We start from the raw sequence: 18,178 nt of genomic DNA on the forward strand, positions 1-18,178 counted from the left end.
CCTGAGCTCATGACGACGATCACCAACGTTTCGCTGGTCACCGTGTACGTGACCGACCAGTCCGCGGCCAAGCAGTGGTACATCGACAAGCTCGGTTTCGTGGAGACCGCCGATATCACCATGGGCGACAACGGGTTTCGCTGGGTCACGGTCGCCCAGCCGGATCACCCCGAACTCGAGGTGACCCTGATGCTTCCGGGGCCGCCGCTGGACGAGACCATGGCCGAGGCGATCCGCCGCTCGCTCGGCAACGGCACCATGGGCGCGCTCGGACTGCGCACGGAGGACTGCCAGAAGGCCTACGAGGAGCTCACCGCGAAGGGCGTCGAATTCGTCCAGCCGCCCGCGGAACGCCCCTACGGCGTGGAGGCCGTGATGCGCGACAACTCCGGCAACTGGCTCGTCCTGGTCGAACAGCGTGAATTCGACGCCGGCGCGTTCGGTCCGGGAGCGCAGTAGCGCCGGACGAGCCGGGTGCGAGCGGCCGCCGCTGCTCGCACCCACCCCTTGCCGCTAGGCCTCGGACTTGCTCGCGAAGTACTGCTCGGCGAATTTCCGCTCACTGTTGACCACGCGCTGCTGCAACTGCTCGGCCAGCGGTTCGATCGCACCGCCGACCAGCGCGACCTTCACCTTCACGGTGCCGGTGACCTCGAGTTCGGAACCGGTAGCGGTACCGCGCAGCAGGTACTTTCCGGTCATCTCCGAGGAAATGCCCGACGAGGTGGCCGAGAAGGTTCCGGTCGCGGTGTCGCCCTCGAGCGGCCCCCAGTCGTCGACTCGTTCGAGAACCAGCTCGCTCTTGAGGACCTTGCGGACGATGGCCGGAATCTTGTCCTGCCGGGCTCGTTCGGTCATCCGCAGGTGAATGGTGCCCGGTCCGGCGGGGTGCGCGAGTTCCAGGGTCGCGGTCTCGGCGCCCTCGAACCGGGCCTGCCAGAATTCGTCGCTGGTGAGCGCCCGGTGCAATTCCTCGACCGGGACGGTGTAGGACACGGTGAAGCGGAAGTTACGGGACATGAGCGCACACGCTATCCGAACGATGCAATAGCCTGGGGCGGTGTCGGAAACCACCGAGTCTGCTGCGCGCGAGCATCGAACCGAGGCCGGTTCACCTCGCTTACGCCGGACCCGGATCACCCTCGTGGTGATCGCCACCGCGGTGAGTGTGCTGGCCGTCCTGCTGGTGCTGGCCGCCTGGCGCGACGATCTGTTGATCACCTCCGACAAGGGCGTGACCAGCGCGGAAGTGCTCTCGGCGGGACGTCTGCGGTCGGCGGTCACCTACGTCACCCCGGACGGCGTGACGCACAATCCGAAGGTCGGCGTGCTGTATCCGACCAAACTCACCGCCGGCGAGCGGATCAACGTCGAATACAGCCGCAGTGACCCGGAGTTGGTCCGGGTCGCCGGGCGCGATGCCCGGGTCGCGATCATTCCGGCACTGTCGGTGATCGTGGTGGTGTGGGCGGTGGCGCTGCCGGTGTTGTGGCTGGTGCGCCGCGTCGAACGGCGACGGACCCTCCGCCCGGTGACCGCTTAGCTGTTCGCCCGAACTTCGTGTGCCCGTCATATGGGTGTGGTGTCGTGGCGTGCCGCACGTCGCACACTGCAGGAGTGCGTGTAGCGATCGTCTCCGAATCGTTTCTGCCGAACATGAACGGTGTCGTGAACTCCGTGCTGCGGGTCCTGGACCATCTGGACCGCAACGGACACGACGCCCTCGTCATCGCGCCGGACACCCCGCGCGGCCAGGCCGCCGCGGAGCGTTCGTACGGCCGCTTCCCGGTGATCCGGGTCCCGGCGGTGATGGTGCCGCGGATCAGTTCGCTTCCGGTCGGCCTGCCGCAGCCGTTGCTCACCTCGGCGATCGAGGATTTCGATGCCGATGTGGTGCATCTGGCCTCGCCGTTCCTGCTCGGGGCGGGTGGTGCGGCGGCGGCGCTGCGGCTCGATCTGCCGGCGGTGGCGGTGTACCAGACCGATGTCGCCGGTTTCGCGGCCAGCTACGGGCTGGGCGCGGCGCAGCGGGCGGCCTGGGCCTGGACCCGGCGCATCCACAACCGCGCCGCGCGCACCCTGGCGCCGTCCTCGGCGGCGATGGAAGACCTTGCCCGCCATGGCATCACCCGCGTGCACCGGTGGGCCCGCGGGGTGGACGCGGTGCGGTTCACCCCGACGGCACGCGATGCGGCACTGCGCGCGTCGTGGGCGGACCCCGATCGGCTGATCGTCGGATTCGTGGGCCGGCTGGCGCCGGAGAAACACGTCGAGCGGCTGGCGGTGCTGGCCCAGGATCGTGCGGTCCAACTGGTCGTGGTCGGCGACGGTCCCGAGCGGGGCCGGCTGCGTCGCCTGCTGCCGAACGCGATCTTCACCGGCGAGCTCGGCGGCGCGGAATTGGCGCACGCCTACGCCAGCCTCGATCTGATGGTGCATCCGGGCGAGCACGAAACCTTCTGCCAGGGCGTGCAGGAGGCGCTGGCCTGCGGAGTGCCGGTGATCGGGCCCGATGCGGGCGGTCCGCGCGATCTGATCGCGCACTGCCGCAACGGCTATCTGCTGCCGGTGGACCGCTTCACCGAACTGCTGCCCAGTGCGGTTGCGGCACTCCGGGATCCGGCACTGCGGGCCCGATTCGCCGGTGCCGCACGCAAATCCGTACTGCACCGCACCTGGCCCGCGATCTGCACCGAACTGATGGGCCACTATCGCGAGGTGATCGGCGGGCAGGAGGCCCTGCACCGCAGCGCCTGAGCGTCGAACCGGTCGGCGCGCCGGAGCGGTGCCGACATCGGCCCCCGTTCGGCCGCAATCAGGTCGCCATGGACATCAAGGCCGGCAAGTTCGTCGTTACCGGCCAGCTCCGCGCATGGGCGGGCGCCGCTGACGGAACTTGGTTGGGTCTGGTCGAATTCGTGCTCACGACCGGGATCCAGCAGGGCCGCGTGCGGGTGCGGCAGCTGGTGCCCGGGCGGGCGCTCAGGGCCGCTCGGTGAGCGTGGGCACCTCACTGCGCGATACCCTCCGAACGTCCGCACTCATCGTTCGAGGGAGCCGAATGTTCGCGCTGGTCGTGAAATTCAATCTGGAGTCAGAGGAGAAGGCGGCAGCGTTCGATGCGCTGGTCGCCGAAACCGTCGCCGCGATCACCGAGCACGAACCGGGCACACTCGTCTACGCCACCCACACGGTCGCTGACGAACCCTTGGCACGCATCTTCTATGAGGTGTACCAGGACCGGGCGGCGTTCGATGAGCACGAACGCCAGCCACACACCCGCCGGTTCCTCGACCAGCGCGGCGAGTATGTCGAGTCGTTCCGGGTCGAGTTCCTCACCCCCGCCGCGGTGAAGGGGCTACCCGCCTAGAGGCGGTCGGCGATCCCACACCACACCGCGAACCCGTGCACGGTGTCCACGCTGCGGGCCTCCGCCCGTGCCAGCGCCCGCACGGTCTCGTGCACCATCGGGTTATAGCGGGTCTGCGCCGGGGCGATCGTCCGCGCGGTCTGCAACGCACCGAACGCGTGACGACGGTCGCCGTGCAGCAGGTAGGCGCGCGACAGGTCGATGAAATGGTGTCCTGCGCGTTCTTTCGGCGCTTCGGCCGGAATCACAAGGGAGCGGGCACGGTTCAACGCTTCGGTGCCGTCCATCGCCTCCACCGCGAGCGCGACCGACCAGATGTCGACGTTCGTCGGCCCGAACGACAGGATCGGATCCCGGTCATCGCCGACGCGTGCGGCGGTCTCCCGCGCTTCGGCCAAGTGCGCGTCGGCGAGACCGCGGTTCCCGGCGCGTGACGCCGCCAGCCCGGATTGCAGATGCAGCCCGCCCCAGGCGATCAGGTCAGACCGCCGGCCAACGTCGAGGCGCGGTTCGATATCGGCGCGGCAGCGTTCCAAGAAGGTCAGGGCGGCAGTCCAGTCGCCGCCGGAGGTGAGTAGCGCGGCCCGCTGAAACTGTGCGGTGGCGGTCCACAGCTGGTTGTCGGATTCGCGTGCGGCCCAGGCGAGCCGGTCGACCGCGAGCGCGGCCAGGTCGGCGTATCCGAGCTTGTGGGTGAGGCTGTGGGCCGAGTAGTACAGCTCGCACATCATCACCAACGCCCGGTCCCGCACCTCGCCCGTTGAGCGATGGATGACAGCGCGGACCTCGCCGAGCCGCGGCGGCAATTCCTCGCCCAGCCGGTGAAACGACGCATTACGCCGGTACCGGCATATCCGGTCCACGTCCTCGCTGATCTGTTGTAGCGGACGCGGTTCGAGGATGCCGGTGTTGTCCAGGTCGTAGGCGGCCATCTCGGTACGCAGGACCGCGATAGCCGCGTGCACTTCCGTGTCCTGCTCGGTGGCAGGCACGTACGGCTGGCCAGTCAGGTCAGGGACGCTGACCCGCAACGCTTTCGACAGCGCACCCAGGAATGCCGGCGTCGCCGGGGCCCGGCCCTGCTCGACGGCCCGGATCAGGCCGACCGAGATGTTCGAGCGTTCGGCGAGCTGCTTTTGAGTGAGCCCGCCCAGCTTCCGCATCTGCGCGACGCGCGGCCCCACTCCACCGTTGCTGCCCTGTCGGTTCACCCCTCCTATTCAACTCCCATCGGGGTGCGAAAAGTGCGAAAAAGTTTGGTACTTCACGCTCTCGCGGTGCGGCACTGTCAGATCAAGCCCCGCCGCCGGGCGCCGCAGACCCCGGCGGCGGGCGCGAACCAATCGTCCGCATTCGACACCGAGGAGCCGACAGTGATCGCGCTCGCCTTTGGCTGCGTCGTGCTCGCGGCCGCCATCTACGCGTTGATTGTCCTTTGGCCGCAAAGGATTCCGAAGGACCACACCGTCGAATCGATCCACCGCCGTGTCGAATCCGAGACCCGTACTCACCACCCGCAAGGAGGCTCCTATGGAGGTTGAGGCCCCGCCCCGTGCGATGGGGTACGTGTGCATCGATCTGGTCGATACCCTGACCGGTCTGAACCGGCAGGCCGTGCAGGTCGCCAACCGGCTCGGCTACGACTACATCGGGCTCACCAGATCCTCCAGCCTCGTTATCCCCGAGGCGCTGCTCGATCACGTCCAAACCCACGCGATTGAGCTGCTGATCGTGCCGAATATGCGTCACCTGCGGGGCCGAATCCCGGCGGAGCTGGCGGAGATGACCGACATTCACGACATGTCGACCGGCGAAACCCACGAGCGGGGCGGCGGCTACGCACCGGAGCAGGGGCGACCGAATCCGTTGCAGCCCCATCCGGCACCGTCACCCGCCGCCCAATAGGACCTGGTCGCCGTGTGGCGGCAGGAAGAACACACAGACAGGGGGATCAGGTGCGTCGCATCAGATCAACAATCACCGCCGCTGTCGCGGCCATACTGCTCACCGGGGCCGTCCACGGCGCAGCCCCGGCGCACGCCGCTGCGAAGGCGTGCGATCTGGGATTCATGCCCACCAAACCCACGGTCGGGGTCGGGTCGATCATCGGCAACGCGTGGGTGAAATGCGATGTCGCACCCGAGCGTCACGAACTGCGACTCGGGTTGCAGATCCGCACCGGCGGCAGCTGGAGAACCGAGCAGCTGATCAGCAACGCCACGATCCCCTACCCGCGCGCCACCTACGCAGTGAAAGCGTCCTGCACACCGGGTTTGTGGCGCGTCCAGGCCCAGGCGGTGGGTAGCCTGAGCGGACGCCCGTTCGATTTCGTCGATTACTCGATGGAGCGTTTCGTGACCGCCGACGACTGCGCGAGAGGGAACTGAAATGCCGCTGACCACAGGCCGTTACGGCGACACCAGCCACCGCAACCCGCTCGGATGGCTCGCCCACCGCGCCGCCCTCGCGGTCCGGTCGCTGCGCCGCGACCCGCGCGACAACGGCGGCGGCTACACCATGCACCGCGAATACGGCGCATGGGTGCTGCGCCCGGTGTCGGGATGGCGGTCGCTTCGCTGGATCACCCCGCCCACCGCCGCCACCCGCTCGGTCACCGACCGTGACGCGGCGCTGGACTGGTACGCCGCCAAACTCGGGGTCTGACCTTCTCCGACCCCTTCCCGAATCCCCACCTGACCTAGGAACAGGTGGGGATTCGTTCTTCCGCGGATGTTGCACCCCCGATAGCTACCTTCCGCGCCGATGAGCATGATTCCCTGGTGGCGCAGAAAGCCCACCACCGCGGACCCCACCGAGCCGCAGGCCCCGCGCTACCCCAGATTCTCCGGTGACGGTGGATCATCGCGGTATCGCTGCGGCGCATATCCCGCGTGTGCGGTGAGTGCGGCCTGCACCGCGGCCGGCCGCCGGGCGAACGCGCACGGACCCGCGTCCGCCACCCGCGCGATCCACGTTAGGGTCACATTCGTGGCGAAGACAGAGTCGTTTCGGGCCTCGTTGGACAAGCAACCGCATGAGGTCGCGTCCATGTTCGATGGTGTCGCGAAGCGGTACGACCTGACCAACACGGTGCTCACCGGCGGCCAGGACCGCTATTGGCGGTGGGCGACTCGACGGGCGCTGGCGCTGCGGCCCGGCGAGCGGGTCCTCGATCTGGCCGCCGGTACCGGCGTCTCGACCGCCGAATTCGCCAAATCGGGCGCCTGGTGCCTGGCCTTGGATTTCTCCAAGGGCATGTTGGAGGCCGGGCGCTTCCGGCAGATTCCGATGGTCAACGGCGATGCCACCGCGCTACCGTTCGCCGACGATTCCTTCGACGCGGTCGCGATCTCCTACGGCCTGCGCAACATCTCGGATCCGGATGCGGCGCTGCGGGAAATGCTGCGGGTGACCAAACCCGGTGGGCGACTGGTGGTGGCGGAATTCTCCACCCCGGTTTTCGGCCCCTTCCGCACGGTGTACATGGAGTACCTGATGAAGGTGCTGCCGAAGATCGCCCAGGCGGTCAGCAGTAATCCGGACGCCTACGTCTACCTGGCCGAGTCGATCCGGGCCTGGCCGAATCAGCGGCAACTCGCCATGCGGCTCACCGACGCCGGATGGTCGTCGGTGCAGTGGCGCAATCTGACCGGTGGCATCGTCGCCCTGCATCGCGGCTTCAAACTGGGGTGAAACAGCTCACCACGCGTCGTGAGCTGGGCCGCCTAATGCGGCCCGGACCGGGCGTCGACCGGAATTCTCACCGCGCCGGCGCGACGTCGGTGAGAATTTTCGTCATCTGCCGATAACGTTCGGTAAATCCGTCGCAACGGCGGCTCGCCATCATCGGGGATGTGTCGAGTCCCGCCGAGAACCCCGCGAGCACCGTCCGCACCGCGTGCTCGTACTGCGGCGTGGGCTGTGGCATCACGGTGCAGACCGGTCGCGACGAGGCGGGCGCACCGGTCATCGCCAAGGTGAGCGGGGACAAGCTGCATCCGGTGAACGGCGGCCGGCTGTGCACCAAGGGCGCCACCCACCTCGAACTGATGCGAGCGCCCGGTCGCTTGACCACTCCCCTGCACCGCCCGCAGCGCGGACAGCAGCCGCAGGAGCTGGCGGTCGAACAGGCGGTGCGCCACGCCGCCGACCGACTGCGCGCGATCGCCGACGAGCACGGGCCCGACGCCATCGCGCTGTATGTGTCCGGGCAGATGTCGCTCGAGGCGCAATATCTGGCGAACAAACTGGCCAAGGGCTATCTGCGCACGATCAATATCGAATCCAACTCCCGGCTGTGTATGGCGAGTGCGGGCACCGGGTACAAGCAATCGCTCGGAGCCGACGGCCCACCGGGCTCCTACGACGACCTCGACCGCGCCGACCTGTTCTTCGTGATCGGCTCGAATATGGCCGACTGTCATCCGATTCTTTTCCTGCGCATGGCCGATCGGCTCAAGGCGGGCGCCAAACTCATCGTGGTGGACCCGCGGCGCACCGAAACCGCCGCGCGCGCCGACCTTTTCCTGCAGATCGCGCCCGGCACGGATCTGGCACTGCTCAACGGCCTGCTGCATCTGCTGGTCGACAACGGTGATATCGACGCGGAATTCATCGCCGCCCACACCGAGGGCTGGGCGGCGATGCCGGAATTCCTCGCCGGCTATCCACCGGACCGCGTCGCCGAGATCACCGGATTGGCCGAGGCCGATATCCGCACCGCCGCCGCCTGGATCGGCACCGCCGGTGAATGGATGACGCTGTGGACGATGGGCTTGAACCAGTCCACGCACGGCACCTGGAACACCAACGCGATCTGCAATCTGCACCTGGCCACCGGGGCGATCTGCCGGTCCGGTAGCGGCCCGTTCTCGCTCACCGGCCAGCCGAATGCGATGGGCGGCCGGGAAATGGGGTACATGGGCCCCGGATTGCCCGGGCAGCGCAGTGCACTGGTCGAGGCCGATCGTCGTTTCGTCGAAACCGAATGGGGACTGCCGGCCGGCACCATCCGTGCCGAATCCGGGCGCGGCACCGTCGAGATGTTCCGGGAATTGGCCGACGGCACGATCAAGGCGTGCTGGATCATCTGCAGTAATCCGGTGGCCTCGGTGGCGAATCGCAAAACCGTGATCGCCGGGTTGGAGGCGGCGGAACTGGTCATCACCCAGGACGTCTATCTCGACACCGCGACCAATGCCTATGCCGATCTGTTGCTCCCCGCCACCCTGTGGGCGGAGGCGGACGGAGTGATGGTCAATTCCGAACGCAACGTCACCTTGCTGCAGCGATCGGTCGATCCGGTCGGTTCGGCGCTGCCGGATTGGGCGTGGATCGCCCGCATCGCCACCGCCATGGGGTTCGCCGGATTCGACTATTCCTCCAGCGCCGAGGTTTTCGACGAAATTCGGCGCTTCACCAATCCGGCGACGGGCTACGACCTGAGCGGTATGAGTTATCCCGCACTGCGCGAAGGCCCGATGCAATGGCCCTGCGCCGATCCGGGACAGCGCCGCAACCCGATTCGTTATCGCGGCACCGACGACCCGTCCGGACCGCGCTTTCCGACCGCGAGCGGCCGGGCGGCGTTCTGGGCACGACCACATCTGCCGCCCCAGGAGATGCCCGACGACGACTATCCGTTCGTGCTGAATACCGGCCGAGTGCAACATCACTGGCACACCATGACCAAAACCGGCCGGGTGGCGAAGTTGAACAAACTGAATCCGGCGCCGTTTCTGGAAATACATCCCGAGGATGCCGAGCGATTGACGGTTCGCCCCGGCGATCAGATCGAAATCGCTTCGCGCCGTGGGCGAGCAGTGCTGCCGGTGTCGATCACCGACCGGGTGCGGCCGGGTGCGTGCTTCGCACCCTTCCATTGGAACGACGAACAAGGGGAATATCTGACCATCAACGCCGTGACCAACGATGCCGTCGATCCGGATTCGCTGCAGCCGGAATTCAAGGCGTGTGCGGTGACGCTGCGCCGGGTGGCGGCGGTTCCGCAGGACGATGCGAGTGGCGAGCCGGATATCGAAACGGGCCGGACCGCAGCGCATCCGCTGGCAGCCGTCCTGGGCCTCGACAACGCCCTCGCCCCGACACTCAGCGAGGCGGAACGGATCTATCTCGGCGGCTATCTGGCTGCCCTGCAATCTATTCCGGTGCGGGGTCAGCCGGTGCTGCCGGAATCGGCGCCGCTGTCGGAGCGTAGCCGCTGGTGGGTCGACGGGCTGCTGGCCGGAATGTACTCGCGGGCCGGCGCGACCGAGACGAATCCGGCATCGGCACAGCCGTCCGGCACCGTGGCGCGTCCCGTGACCGTGCTGTGGGCCTCGCAAACCGGAACCGCGGAGGAATTGGCGGCGACGGCGGCGGCCGCCCTGGCCGAGCACGGCCACCTCCCCCGGCTGGTGGAGATGAACGGGTGCGAGCTGCCCGAACTGACCGGGGACGTCCTGTTGATCACCAGCACCTTCGGCGACGGCGGGCCGCCGGACAACGCCACCGATTTCTGGGATCGGCTGCAGGAGAGCGCGGCTCGGCACACCGGGCTGCGGTACGCGATCTTCGCCCTGGGTGATTCCTCCTACGACGATTTCTGCGGCTACGGTCGCAAACTGGACCGGCTGTTGTCCGAACGCGGAGCCACCCGGCTGCTCGACCGCGTGGACAGCGAACCGGACCATGGCGAACTGTCCGATCAGTGGATCGCCGCGGTCATCGCGGCGCTGGGTGCGGATTCCGGGATCGACCGGCCGACCGGTGGCGGCGGGCCCGCGGCCCGCGCCGCCGCCACCTCGTCCTCCGGCGCCTCGTCTTCCGGTGGCGCGGTCCGGGTGCTCGACCGCACCGCGGTCTCGGCCGCACCCGCCCGCACACCGCGATCGCTGCCCGCACCGTTCACCCGCAACGCGCCGGTACTCGCCCCGCTGGTCCGCAACGAACTGCTGTCGCGGCCCGGGTCGGACAAGGAGGTCCGGCAATTCGGATTCGACCTGACCGATCTCGACGCCGGTTACGAGGTGGGCGACAGTCTCGGCATCTGGCCCGCCAACAGCGAGACCGCGGTGCGACGCTGGCTGGCGACCACCGGGCTCGACGGTGCCCGGCATGTCGAGGTCGAGGGCCGCGAGGTGCCGCTGTCGGTGGCGCTGCGCACCCACTTCGACATCACGAAAGTCAGCGGCGACCTGCTGTCCTTCGTGGCGAGCCATAATCCGAATCCGCAGCTGGCGAAACTGCTGCGCCGGGACAATCGCAACGAACTCGACCGCTATCTGTGGGACCGGCACGCCGTCGACGTCCTCCGCGATTTCCCGGTCCGGGCCGATCTGGTGGAGTGGCTGTCGGTACTGAAAAAGCTGCAGCCGCGCCAATATTCGATCTCGTCGAGTCCATTGGTCAGTCCGGACGAGGTACAACTCACGGTCGGTGTGGTGCGCTACGGCGCCGCGGACGATCCGCGCGGCGGCGTCTGCACCACCTATCTCGCCGACCGGGAGCATTCCGGTCCGGTGCCGGTATTCCTGCAGCGCGCACCGCATTTCCGGCCGCCACTGGATCCGAACACTCCGATGATCATGATCGGCCCGGGCACCGGTATCGCCCCGTTCCGCGGCTTCCTGCACGAACGCCGCGCGCTGGGCTGCCGCGGCCGCAACTGGTTGTTCTTCGGCGATCAGCACGCGCGGGACAACTTCTATTACCGCACCGAACTCGAGGACATGTTCCGCAGCGGCTTCCTCACCCGGCTCGACCTCGCCTTCTCCCGCGACCAGCGGGAGCGAATCTACGTGCAGCACCGCATGATCGAGCACGGTGCCGAACTGTGGGCCTGGCTGTGCGACGGCGCCCACCTCTATGTCTGCGGCGACGCCGCGCGGATGGCCCGCGACGTCGACGACACCCTCCTCACCATCGCCCGCATCCACGGCAACCTCGACGAGGACGGGGCCCTGGCGTTCAAGAAGCAACTGACCGCCGAGAAGCGGTACGTGCGCGACGTGTACTGAGCGCTACACCGCCGGCGGGTTGAGGCGGGTGAAATCCGACAGGCGGTAGTACGGGTAGTACGGGTACGGCGGGGTCACGGCGCTCGCCTTGTCCAGCCGCGCCACCTGGTCGGTGGTGAGCTGCCAGCCGACCGCGCCCAGGTTCTGGCGCAGCTGCTCCTCGTTACGGGCGCCGACGATCACGGTCGACACGGTCGGACGGGTCAGCAGCCAGTTGAGCGCGATCTGCGGCACCGACCTTCCGGTTTCGGCGGCGATCTCGTCCAGCACGTCGACCACGTCGTAGAGTAGATCGTCGTTCACCGGCGGTCCGGCTTCGGCCGTGCGGTGTAGCCGGCTGCCGGCCGGAAGTGGTTGTCCGCGGCGGATTTTCCCGGTCAGCCGGCCCCAGCCGAGTGGACTCCAGACCATCGCGCCCACACCCTGATCGCGACCGAGTGGCATCAGTTCCCATTCGTAGTCGCGGCCGACCAGCGAGTAGTAGACCTGGTGCGAGACATAGCGCGGGTACCCGTCGCGCTCGGCGGCCGCCAGCGATTTCATCAGCTGCCAGCCGGCGAAGTTGGAGGCGCCGAGGTAGCGAATCTTGCCGGCGCGCACCAGATCTCCGAGCGTGGACAGCACCTCCTCGACCGGTGTCGCGGCATCGAAGGCATGCAGGTGGAACAGGTCGATGTGGTCGGTGCCGAGCCGGCGCAGGGCGGCGTCCACCGCGCCGATCAGGCGGGACCGGCCCGATCCGGCGTCGGCCGGGCCCGGCCCGGTGGGCAGCGAGGCCTTGGTGGACAGCAGGACTCGATCGCGGCGGCCCTTGATAGCCGCGCCGAGTACCTCCTCCGAGGCGCCGTCGGAATAGACATCCGCGGTATCGAACATCGTCACGCCGGCGTCCAGCGCCACATCGACCATCCGCCGCGCCTCCCGGGCATCGGTTTCACCCCAGGCGCTGAACAGCTCACCTCGACCGCCGAAGGTGCCCGCGCCGAAACTCAGGGCCGGAACCAGCAGCCCCGACGCTCCCAGTCGCCGATATTCCATGATCAACTCCCTAACGGAACTGAAGTTTCATTAACAAGCCAGACGATACACTTGATTCGCCGTTAATGAAACTGGAGGACCGTTATGAGCTCGGACACCGCCGCCCCCGGGTCGGTACGCCCGGGCGGCCGCACCGCCCGCGTCCGCGAATCCGTCCTGCGCGCGGCCGGCGATCTCCTCGCCGAACGCGGCTTCGCCGAACTCGATCTGGCCGAGGTGGCCGCGCGGGCGGAAGTAGGCAAGACGACCGTCTACCGCCGGTGGCGCACCCCGGCCGGCCTGATCGCCGACCTGCTCACCGAGATGGCGGAAACCTCACTGCCCCACGCCGATACCGGCAGCTTGCGAGGCGACCTGGCCGCCAACGCGCGACTCGTCGCGCGCACTCTGACCGACCCACGGCAGGGCCCGCTGTTCAAAGCCCTTGTCGCCGCGGCCGTCTGCGATCCGGAAACCGACCGCGCGCTGCACCGCTTCTACGATGTGCGGCTCGCCGAATGGGAGCCGTGTATCGCCGCGGCCGTCGAACGCGGTGACCTGACCTCCGAAACCGATGCCCGCGCCGTGCTTTCCGCCGTTTCGGCACCGCTGTACTACCGATTTCTGATCTCCGGCGACCCGATCGACGAGTCGGTCGCCGACACCGCCGCCGAGGCGGCCGCCACCGCCGCCCTCGCCGGGTTGTTCGGCCGCTAGGACAGCCCGGGCGCCCGCTGATCGGAGCCCGGCACCCGGTCGCCCGGGTCAGGACCGCCGGGCGGGATCGCGCCCGGTGAGCCCGAGCAGGCGCTCCCAGGGCGTCGCCTCCGCCGGCACCTCGACCACCGGGCCGAACAGGCCTGGAATCCCCTCGCGCGGGGTATCGCGGAACTGCTCCAGCAACACCGCCACATCGGCGTCGGCGGGTTCGTAGCGGCGGCCGATAGCCCGGGCCAGATCCCAGCTGTGCACCACGACCTCGTCCAGCGCGAAACCGGCCATCACGGCGGCCGGAGCGGTGACCCCGCCCACCTCCGTCTCGCCGTCCCAGGCGGCCGGATCACGCCATGCCTCGGCCAGGGCCTTCAACCGAGTGGTGATCAGCTCACTCCAGCCGGCCGGCAGGTCGGTCTGCGGAGCCGGTTCCGGCGGTGCGGATCGGCCGATCCCCTCCTTGGTCGCGCCCTGCCGGAATGCCTCGGTGAAGCCGAGGGTGTGGAACAGCAGATCGCGCACGGTCATATCCGGACACGGGGTGGCGGCGGAGAGATCGTCGGCGCCGATCGCGGCGATTATCTCGACCATCCCGTCCGTGGCATTCCCCAGATCGAACTGCGGTGTCGCCATGATTACTCCTCCTCAGAGCGCGGATCGACCCGCACGGGCCGCCGTAGATGAGGACGGGGCGCGGCGGTTCAACTCATCGGCGGGCGGCGGATCGGGGTTGCCAGCCGGACGCGGTCGGGGCATCCTCGACAGTGCCGGGCCGCCGTATCCGACAAGTCGGACCCAGTGCAAGTCGGACCCAGCGCAAGTCGGACCCCAGCGGAAGGGAGCACCCGATGACCGATCGCACCGTCGACACCTCCTCCATCGACCCCGTCCCGGAGGCCGATCACCTGGAGCAGAATCTCGAGGTAGCACCCGACGACGCCGAATTCGACGAGCCGAGCGTCGCCACCATCGACCGCGAGGCGACCGAGGCCGATGTCGTCGAGCAGTCGATCCCCGTGCCGCTCGACGACGAATACGACGAACCCGAATCCGAGTACTGAGTCCGGCTACCGAGCCCGGCGAGGACCGACGAGCACCGGCAGTCCGGCTTCCGGCCGGGCTGCCGGTGCTATGCGATACCGGCCCGTACCGCGGCGTGCAGTTCGCGCAGGCTGGACCGCTCGGTCGCGACCTCCAGCACCCGGATTCCGTGCGCGTGCCCGGTCAGCTCCGTGGCCAGCTCGCTCGGATCGACCTGCCGATGCGGGATGCGATAGGCGGCGCACAGCGCCGCCAGGTCCATTCCGTGCGGAGTGCCGAAGATCCGCTCGAACACGCCCGCATACTGCGGGTCGCCCTGTTCCAGCAGTTCGAAGATGCCGCCACCGTCGTCGTTGGCGACCACGATGGTCAGATCGGCCGGTCGCGGTTCGCCCGGACCGATCAGCAATCCGGACGCGTCGTGCAGGAAGGTCAGATCACCGATCAGCGCGAAGGTGCGCCCCGGGTGGCTGAGTGCCGCGCCGACGGCGGTCGACACGGTGCCGTCGATGCCGGCCACGCCCCGGTTCGACAGCACTTTGACATCGCGATGCGGATACGACACCAGGGCCGCGTCCCGCACCGGATTCGAGGCGCCGAGCAGGAGTTGATCGCCCTCGCGTAGCGCGTCCATCACCACCGCCGCGACGTGCAGGCCGGTCGGCTTGGGATGGCGTGCCAGTTCCGTGCGCACCGCTCGGCAGGCCATGGCATCGAGTTCGCGACAGTGCGCGAGCCACTCCGGCCGCGGGGCGCCGGAGGTGACCGCCCGGGTCCCGGTGCCGACCACATTGCCGGAAACATCGGGCCAGCGCGGGCCGGTGGTCAGCGCGAAGACCGTCACATCCGGATCGGACAGCACGCGCGACACCTGCCGATGCAGCGTGGGACGCCCGGTGATGATCGCCTGCCGCGGCTTCAGCAGCGGCAGCGCGAGCGGATGCAGCGCCGGCCCGGGCATCGCGGCGGTGGGTTCGGCGACCGTCGGCAGCTGTGCCAGTTCGGGGCGATACCCCGCGCCGTGCCCGGAGATGACGACCGTGTCCGGCGTCAGATCGATCTCGAGTGGCACGTCCAGGGTCGCGTACTGCGTCTCGGTCCACGGCGCGTCGCCCGGGCGTCCGGCCGGGATCGGCTCACCGACGACGGCATCGGGTACCAGCGGCTCGCGCAGCGGAATATCGAAATGCACCGGCCCGGCATTGCCGGAGCGGGTGCCGCGGGCCGCGGCCAGGACCCGGCACACCGCCGCCCGCCAGACGCTGTTCTGCCGGCGGTAGTCCGGTTCCTCCTCGGCCAGCCCCAGGCTGATGGCGGCGCGCACCTGACTGCCGAACAGACCGAACTGTTCGACGGTCTGGTTGGCGCCGCTGCCGAGCATCTCGTAGGGCCGGTTGGCGCTCAACACGATCAGCGGCTGCCGGGCGTAGTTGGCCTCCAGCACGGCGGGCCCGAGATTGGCGACCGCGGTTCCCGAGGTCATCACCACCGGCACCGGGGCTCCGCTGGAGATCGCCATACCGATGGCGAGGAAACCCGCGGTGCGCTCATCGATGCGCATATGCAGTCGCAGCCGCCCGGCCGCGTCGGCGGCTTGAAGCGCGAAAGCCAGCGGTGCGTTACGCGAGCCTGGGCAGAGCACCACATCGCGCACCCCCCCGCGCACCAGCTCGTCCACCACGACCTGGGCCTGTGCTGTCGACGGATTCACACCCTCAGCCTGTCAGACCTTCGGGCCGGGTGGCACGTCGACCCGCTCACACCCTGGCGTCCTACTTAGGTTTTGCTAACCTAATCTTCATGGCCAAGCGCACCAAATACGTCAAGCCCGAGGTGCGGCAGATCCGCACCGCCGAGGTCGTGGCGAACAAGCGGATCAGCCCGAATTTCGTCCGCATCACCGTCGGCGGCGCGGAGCTGGACGAGTTCACGCCGATGGGCTTCGACCAGTGGTTCCGGCTGTTCCTCCCGCGGCACGGGGAACTGCGCCTGCCCTCGGCGGCGAACAACCTCTGGTACGCGCAGTGGCTGATGATGGGCAAGGAGCAGCGGCCGGTGGTGCGCAACTACACCGTGCGCGAATTCCGGCCCGCCGGACAGGGCCACTTCGGCGAAACCGCCGAGCTGGATATCGATTTCGCGATGCACGGCGAGGACACACCGGCCTGCGAATGGGCGGCGAACACCGCCGCGGGCACCCCGGTCGGGCTACTCGACGAGGGCATCATGTACCAACCGCCGCAACACACTTCGTGGTCGCTGCTGGCCGGTGACGAGAGCGCGCTGCCGGCGATCGCGGGCATTCTGCGGTCGGCGCCCCGCGACCTGCACGGTGCGGCCTATCTGGAGATCACCCATCCGGACGACGCCCAGGACCTGGGCGAACCCGAAGGGGTGCAGGTGAATTGGCTGGTACGCAGCGATCCGGCGGCCGAAGTCGGCAGTGCCGCATCGGCGGCCGTGCGGACCGCGAACCTCCCGGCGAGCGGGGTCTACGCCTTCCTGGCGGGCGAACAGAAGTTGGCCTCGGGCCTGCGGCGGCAACTGGTGCACGAGCACGGAATCGCCAAGTCCAACATCACTTTCACGGGCTACTGGCGCGTCGGCAGAGCCGCCCCGAACTGACCTGCGACGAACCGAGTGGCACCGCACCGCACCGCGCGGCATCCGAGCCCGCGGCGGCGCGGCCCCCCGTCGTCCGGCATCCGGGATCACAGTCCCTCGAGACGCCGGACGACGAGGTCCTCGAATCGCAACTCAGCCGGCGTGCCGCTGGATCAGGTCGCCGACCCGCGGAAGCGCCTCGACCACATGCTTTTTCGCCGACGAACGCAGCGAGGAGTACGCCTTCTTCAGCGCCGGCCGCGAGGAGGCCTCGGCCCGGGCGTCGGTCACCGCGAGCAGCGCCTCGGCAACCTCGTCGGAGTTGGCGACCAGCAGATCGGCAAACGAGCCGCTACCCGACGCCTGGTACTGAGCCCAGTACGGTTCCAGCCGTTCGACGAACTTGGGTGCGAACGACTCCAGCGCGTCCGAGACGATGGTCGGGCTGACCTTCTTCACCGCGGCGTAGCCGCCCTTCACGGCCAGGCCCGATGCACCCCCCTTATCCGACACCTCCGCATCCAGAACCTCCTGGGCATCGGCCAGGAAGGCCGGGCGTTTGGCGTCATCGAGCAGGGATTCAGACAGTGCTGCAACCACTTTCAGGTTCCTCCGGATAGTTTTTCGATGAGCGAGCGCGGGTAACTATACGCATCGGACGCACCGGGCACACCGTCCTCACCCACTACGGCTGCCAGGGCAGCAACTGCACCATGAGCCCTTCACAATCGGCGAGCAACGTTTCGGATTCGTCGCGCAACCGCGCGGAGACGAAAGTTTTCCGCCCCTCGACCCGATCGACGGTTCCCTCGACGGTCAGCGGCGTTTCCAACGGAGTGATCTTGCGGTAGTTGACGTGCAGGAATGCGGTGCGGCTGATCGGGCGACCGGCGTAGTGCACCAGCGATCCGAACAGATCGTCGAACAGCAGCGGCAGCACGCCACCGTGCACGGCGTTGTTGCCGCCCAGGTGATAGCGCCGGAATTCGCCGCGCATCCGCACGCCGGTGGGGCCCGCCTCGGTCATCACCCAGGGCGGCAGCAGCAGGCTGCCCCGCCCGGGCAACGACGGCACCCGGCCGGACGGCCCCTGCAATTCCGGCGCGCGATAGGGCTCGAGCAGATCGATCAGCGCCCGAGCCTGGTCGAGCGCCCGGCCGAAGACCTCGTCGGGGCAGTCGACGGCGACGGTGAGGTCCTGCAGCGTGCGCATGGCCTCCAGGAACGGCGCGTAGTTCGCCCCCAGCTCGGCCTCGACGACCTTCGGAAATCCGCCGTGCTTCTCGTACCGATCGGCATCGATCGCACTGGTGTCGATCGCCGGTTCCGCGCGCTCACTCATACGTGCACGGTAACCCCAGTTCTTACACTGTCCAACCCAACTCGTCGGTAGCTGCGCGTAACCGGCGGGTCC

At 68.4% G+C, this 18,178-nt stretch carries 21 protein-coding genes; 14 read left to right on the forward strand and 7 right to left on the reverse strand.

Going from position 1 to position 18,178, the window contains the following annotated elements; genetic code table 11:
• Positions 1-9 precede the first annotated feature (9 nt).
• Entirely contained in the window at positions 10-459 is a 450-nt protein-coding gene (locus ON37_RS23390) for a VOC family protein (protein WP_040722328.1), read from the forward strand.
• 54 nt (positions 460-513) lie between these two features.
• Here ON37_RS23390 and ON37_RS23395 read toward each other — a convergent pair whose 3' ends face one another.
• A complete protein-coding gene (locus tag ON37_RS23395) occupies positions 514-1,020 on the reverse strand; it encodes a DUF2505 domain-containing protein (RefSeq protein WP_040722329.1) in 507 nt (168 codons plus the stop codon).
• Positions 1,021-1,060: 40 nt separating this feature from the next.
• On the opposite strand from ON37_RS23395, the gene ON37_RS23400 reads away from it, so the two are divergent.
• From ON37_RS23400 to ON37_RS23410, 4 genes are all read left to right on the forward strand, one after another.
• The gene (locus ON37_RS23400; protein ID WP_373282076.1) at positions 1,061-1,543 is read left to right on the forward strand and encodes a DUF3592 domain-containing protein; all 483 of its coding nucleotides are present in this window, start codon (positions 1,061-1,063) and stop codon (positions 1,541-1,543) included.
• Positions 1,544-1,617: 74 nt separating this feature from the next.
• A complete protein-coding gene (locus ON37_RS23405) occupies positions 1,618-2,757 on the forward strand; it encodes a glycosyltransferase family 4 protein (protein WP_217999956.1) in 1,140 nt (379 codons plus the stop codon).
• Positions 2,758-2,825: 68 nt separating this feature from the next.
• Positions 2,826-2,999, forward strand: a complete 174-nt coding sequence (locus tag ON37_RS33085) for a hypothetical protein (protein WP_157171557.1) — start codon at positions 2,826-2,828, stop codon at positions 2,997-2,999.
• A gap of 62 nt (positions 3,000-3,061) precedes the next feature.
• Positions 3,062-3,370: a putative quinol monooxygenase gene (locus tag ON37_RS23410; protein ID WP_040722331.1), complete on the forward strand. Its 309-nt coding sequence runs from the start codon at positions 3,062-3,064 to the stop codon at positions 3,368-3,370.
• Here ON37_RS23410 and ON37_RS23415 read toward each other — a convergent pair.
• Positions 3,367-4,581 carry a helix-turn-helix domain-containing protein gene (locus tag ON37_RS23415; protein ID WP_040722332.1) on the reverse strand — a complete coding sequence of 405 codons (1,215 nt, stop codon included), beginning with the start codon at positions 4,579-4,581 and terminating at the stop codon, positions 3,367-3,369. The genes ON37_RS23410 and ON37_RS23415 overlap by 4 nt on opposite strands.
• 66 nt (positions 4,582-4,647) lie before the next feature.
• Between ON37_RS23415 and ON37_RS33090 the strand changes: the two genes are divergently transcribed.
• The 6 genes from ON37_RS33090 (at position 4,648) to ON37_RS23440 (ending at position 11,388) form a co-directional block, all read left to right on the forward strand.
• Positions 4,648-4,911: a hypothetical protein gene (locus ON37_RS33090; RefSeq protein ID WP_157171558.1), complete on the forward strand. Its 264-nt coding sequence runs from the start codon at positions 4,648-4,650 to the stop codon at positions 4,909-4,911.
• Complete coding sequence (locus tag ON37_RS23420; protein WP_040722333.1) at positions 4,901-5,275, forward strand: hypothetical protein; 375 nt, start codon at positions 4,901-4,903, stop codon at positions 5,273-5,275. The genes ON37_RS33090 and ON37_RS23420 overlap by 11 nt, the downstream gene beginning before the upstream one ends.
• Before the next feature lie 164 nt (positions 5,276-5,439).
• Positions 5,440-5,757, forward strand: coding sequence for a hypothetical protein (locus ON37_RS23425; RefSeq protein WP_040722334.1), 318 nt, complete (start codon positions 5,440-5,442; stop codon positions 5,755-5,757).
• Position 5,758: 1 nt separating this feature from the next.
• Positions 5,759-6,034, forward strand: coding sequence for a hypothetical protein (locus ON37_RS23430; RefSeq protein ID WP_040722335.1), 276 nt, complete (start codon positions 5,759-5,761; stop codon positions 6,032-6,034).
• Between the two features lie 324 nt (positions 6,035-6,358).
• Positions 6,359-7,063 carry a demethylmenaquinone methyltransferase gene (locus ON37_RS23435; RefSeq protein ID WP_051031967.1) on the forward strand — a complete coding sequence of 235 codons (705 nt, stop codon included), beginning with the start codon at positions 6,359-6,361 and terminating at the stop codon, positions 7,061-7,063.
• Positions 7,064-7,224: 161 nt separating this feature from the next.
• Positions 7,225-11,388: a bifunctional nitrate reductase/sulfite reductase flavoprotein subunit alpha gene (locus ON37_RS23440; RefSeq protein ID WP_040722336.1), complete on the forward strand. Its 4,164-nt coding sequence runs from the start codon at positions 7,225-7,227 to the stop codon at positions 11,386-11,388.
• A gap of 3 nt (positions 11,389-11,391) precedes the next feature.
• Here ON37_RS23440 and ON37_RS23445 read toward each other — a convergent pair whose 3' ends face one another.
• On the reverse strand, positions 11,392-12,426 hold the full coding sequence (locus tag ON37_RS23445) for an aldo/keto reductase (protein ID WP_040722338.1): 1,035 nt from the start codon (positions 12,424-12,426) through the stop codon (positions 11,392-11,394).
• 84 nt (positions 12,427-12,510) lie between these two features.
• Here ON37_RS23445 and ON37_RS23450 point away from each other — a divergent pair, with 84 nt between their 5' ends.
• Positions 12,511-13,122 carry a TetR/AcrR family transcriptional regulator gene (locus tag ON37_RS23450; protein WP_040722340.1) on the forward strand — a complete coding sequence of 204 codons (612 nt, stop codon included), beginning with the start codon at positions 12,511-12,513 and terminating at the stop codon, positions 13,120-13,122.
• Between the two features lie 48 nt (positions 13,123-13,170).
• On the opposite strand, the gene ON37_RS23455 is transcribed toward ON37_RS23450, so the two are convergent.
• Positions 13,171-13,752 (reverse strand): TIGR03086 family metal-binding protein, encoded by a 582-nt coding sequence (locus ON37_RS23455; RefSeq protein ID WP_040722342.1) that lies wholly within the window; start codon positions 13,750-13,752, stop codon positions 13,171-13,173.
• A gap of 215 nt (positions 13,753-13,967) precedes the next feature.
• Here ON37_RS23455 and ON37_RS23460 point away from each other — a divergent pair, with 215 nt between their 5' ends.
• Positions 13,968-14,180, forward strand: coding sequence for an Rv3202a family protein (locus ON37_RS23460; protein ID WP_040722344.1), 213 nt, complete (start codon positions 13,968-13,970; stop codon positions 14,178-14,180).
• A 68-nt stretch (positions 14,181-14,248) separates the two neighbouring features.
• Here the strand turns inward: ON37_RS23460 and menD are convergent, their stop codons facing one another.
• Entirely contained in the window at positions 14,249-15,871 is a 1,623-nt protein-coding gene (gene menD / locus ON37_RS23465; RefSeq protein WP_040722346.1) for a 2-succinyl-5-enolpyruvyl-6-hydroxy-3-cyclohexene-1-carboxylic-acid synthase, read from the reverse strand.
• Between the two features lie 89 nt (positions 15,872-15,960).
• Between menD and ON37_RS23470 the strand changes: the two genes are divergently transcribed.
• Positions 15,961-16,785 (forward strand): siderophore-interacting protein, encoded by an 825-nt coding sequence (locus ON37_RS23470; protein ID WP_040722347.1) that lies wholly within the window; start codon positions 15,961-15,963, stop codon positions 16,783-16,785.
• A gap of 132 nt (positions 16,786-16,917) precedes the next feature.
• Here the strand turns inward: ON37_RS23470 and ON37_RS23475 are convergent, their stop codons facing one another.
• Entirely contained in the window at positions 16,918-17,364 is a 447-nt protein-coding gene (locus tag ON37_RS23475; protein WP_040722348.1) for a DUF6918 family protein, read from the reverse strand.
• 85 nt (positions 17,365-17,449) lie between these two features.
• A complete protein-coding gene (locus tag ON37_RS23480; protein WP_040722349.1) occupies positions 17,450-18,106 on the reverse strand; it encodes a PaaI family thioesterase in 657 nt (218 codons plus the stop codon).
• Positions 18,107-18,178: the final 72 nt, after the last annotated feature.

Source organism: Nocardia veterana NBRC 100344 (assembly GCF_000308855.1).
GTDB lineage: Bacteria > Actinomycetota > Actinomycetes > Mycobacteriales > Mycobacteriaceae > Nocardia > Nocardia veterana.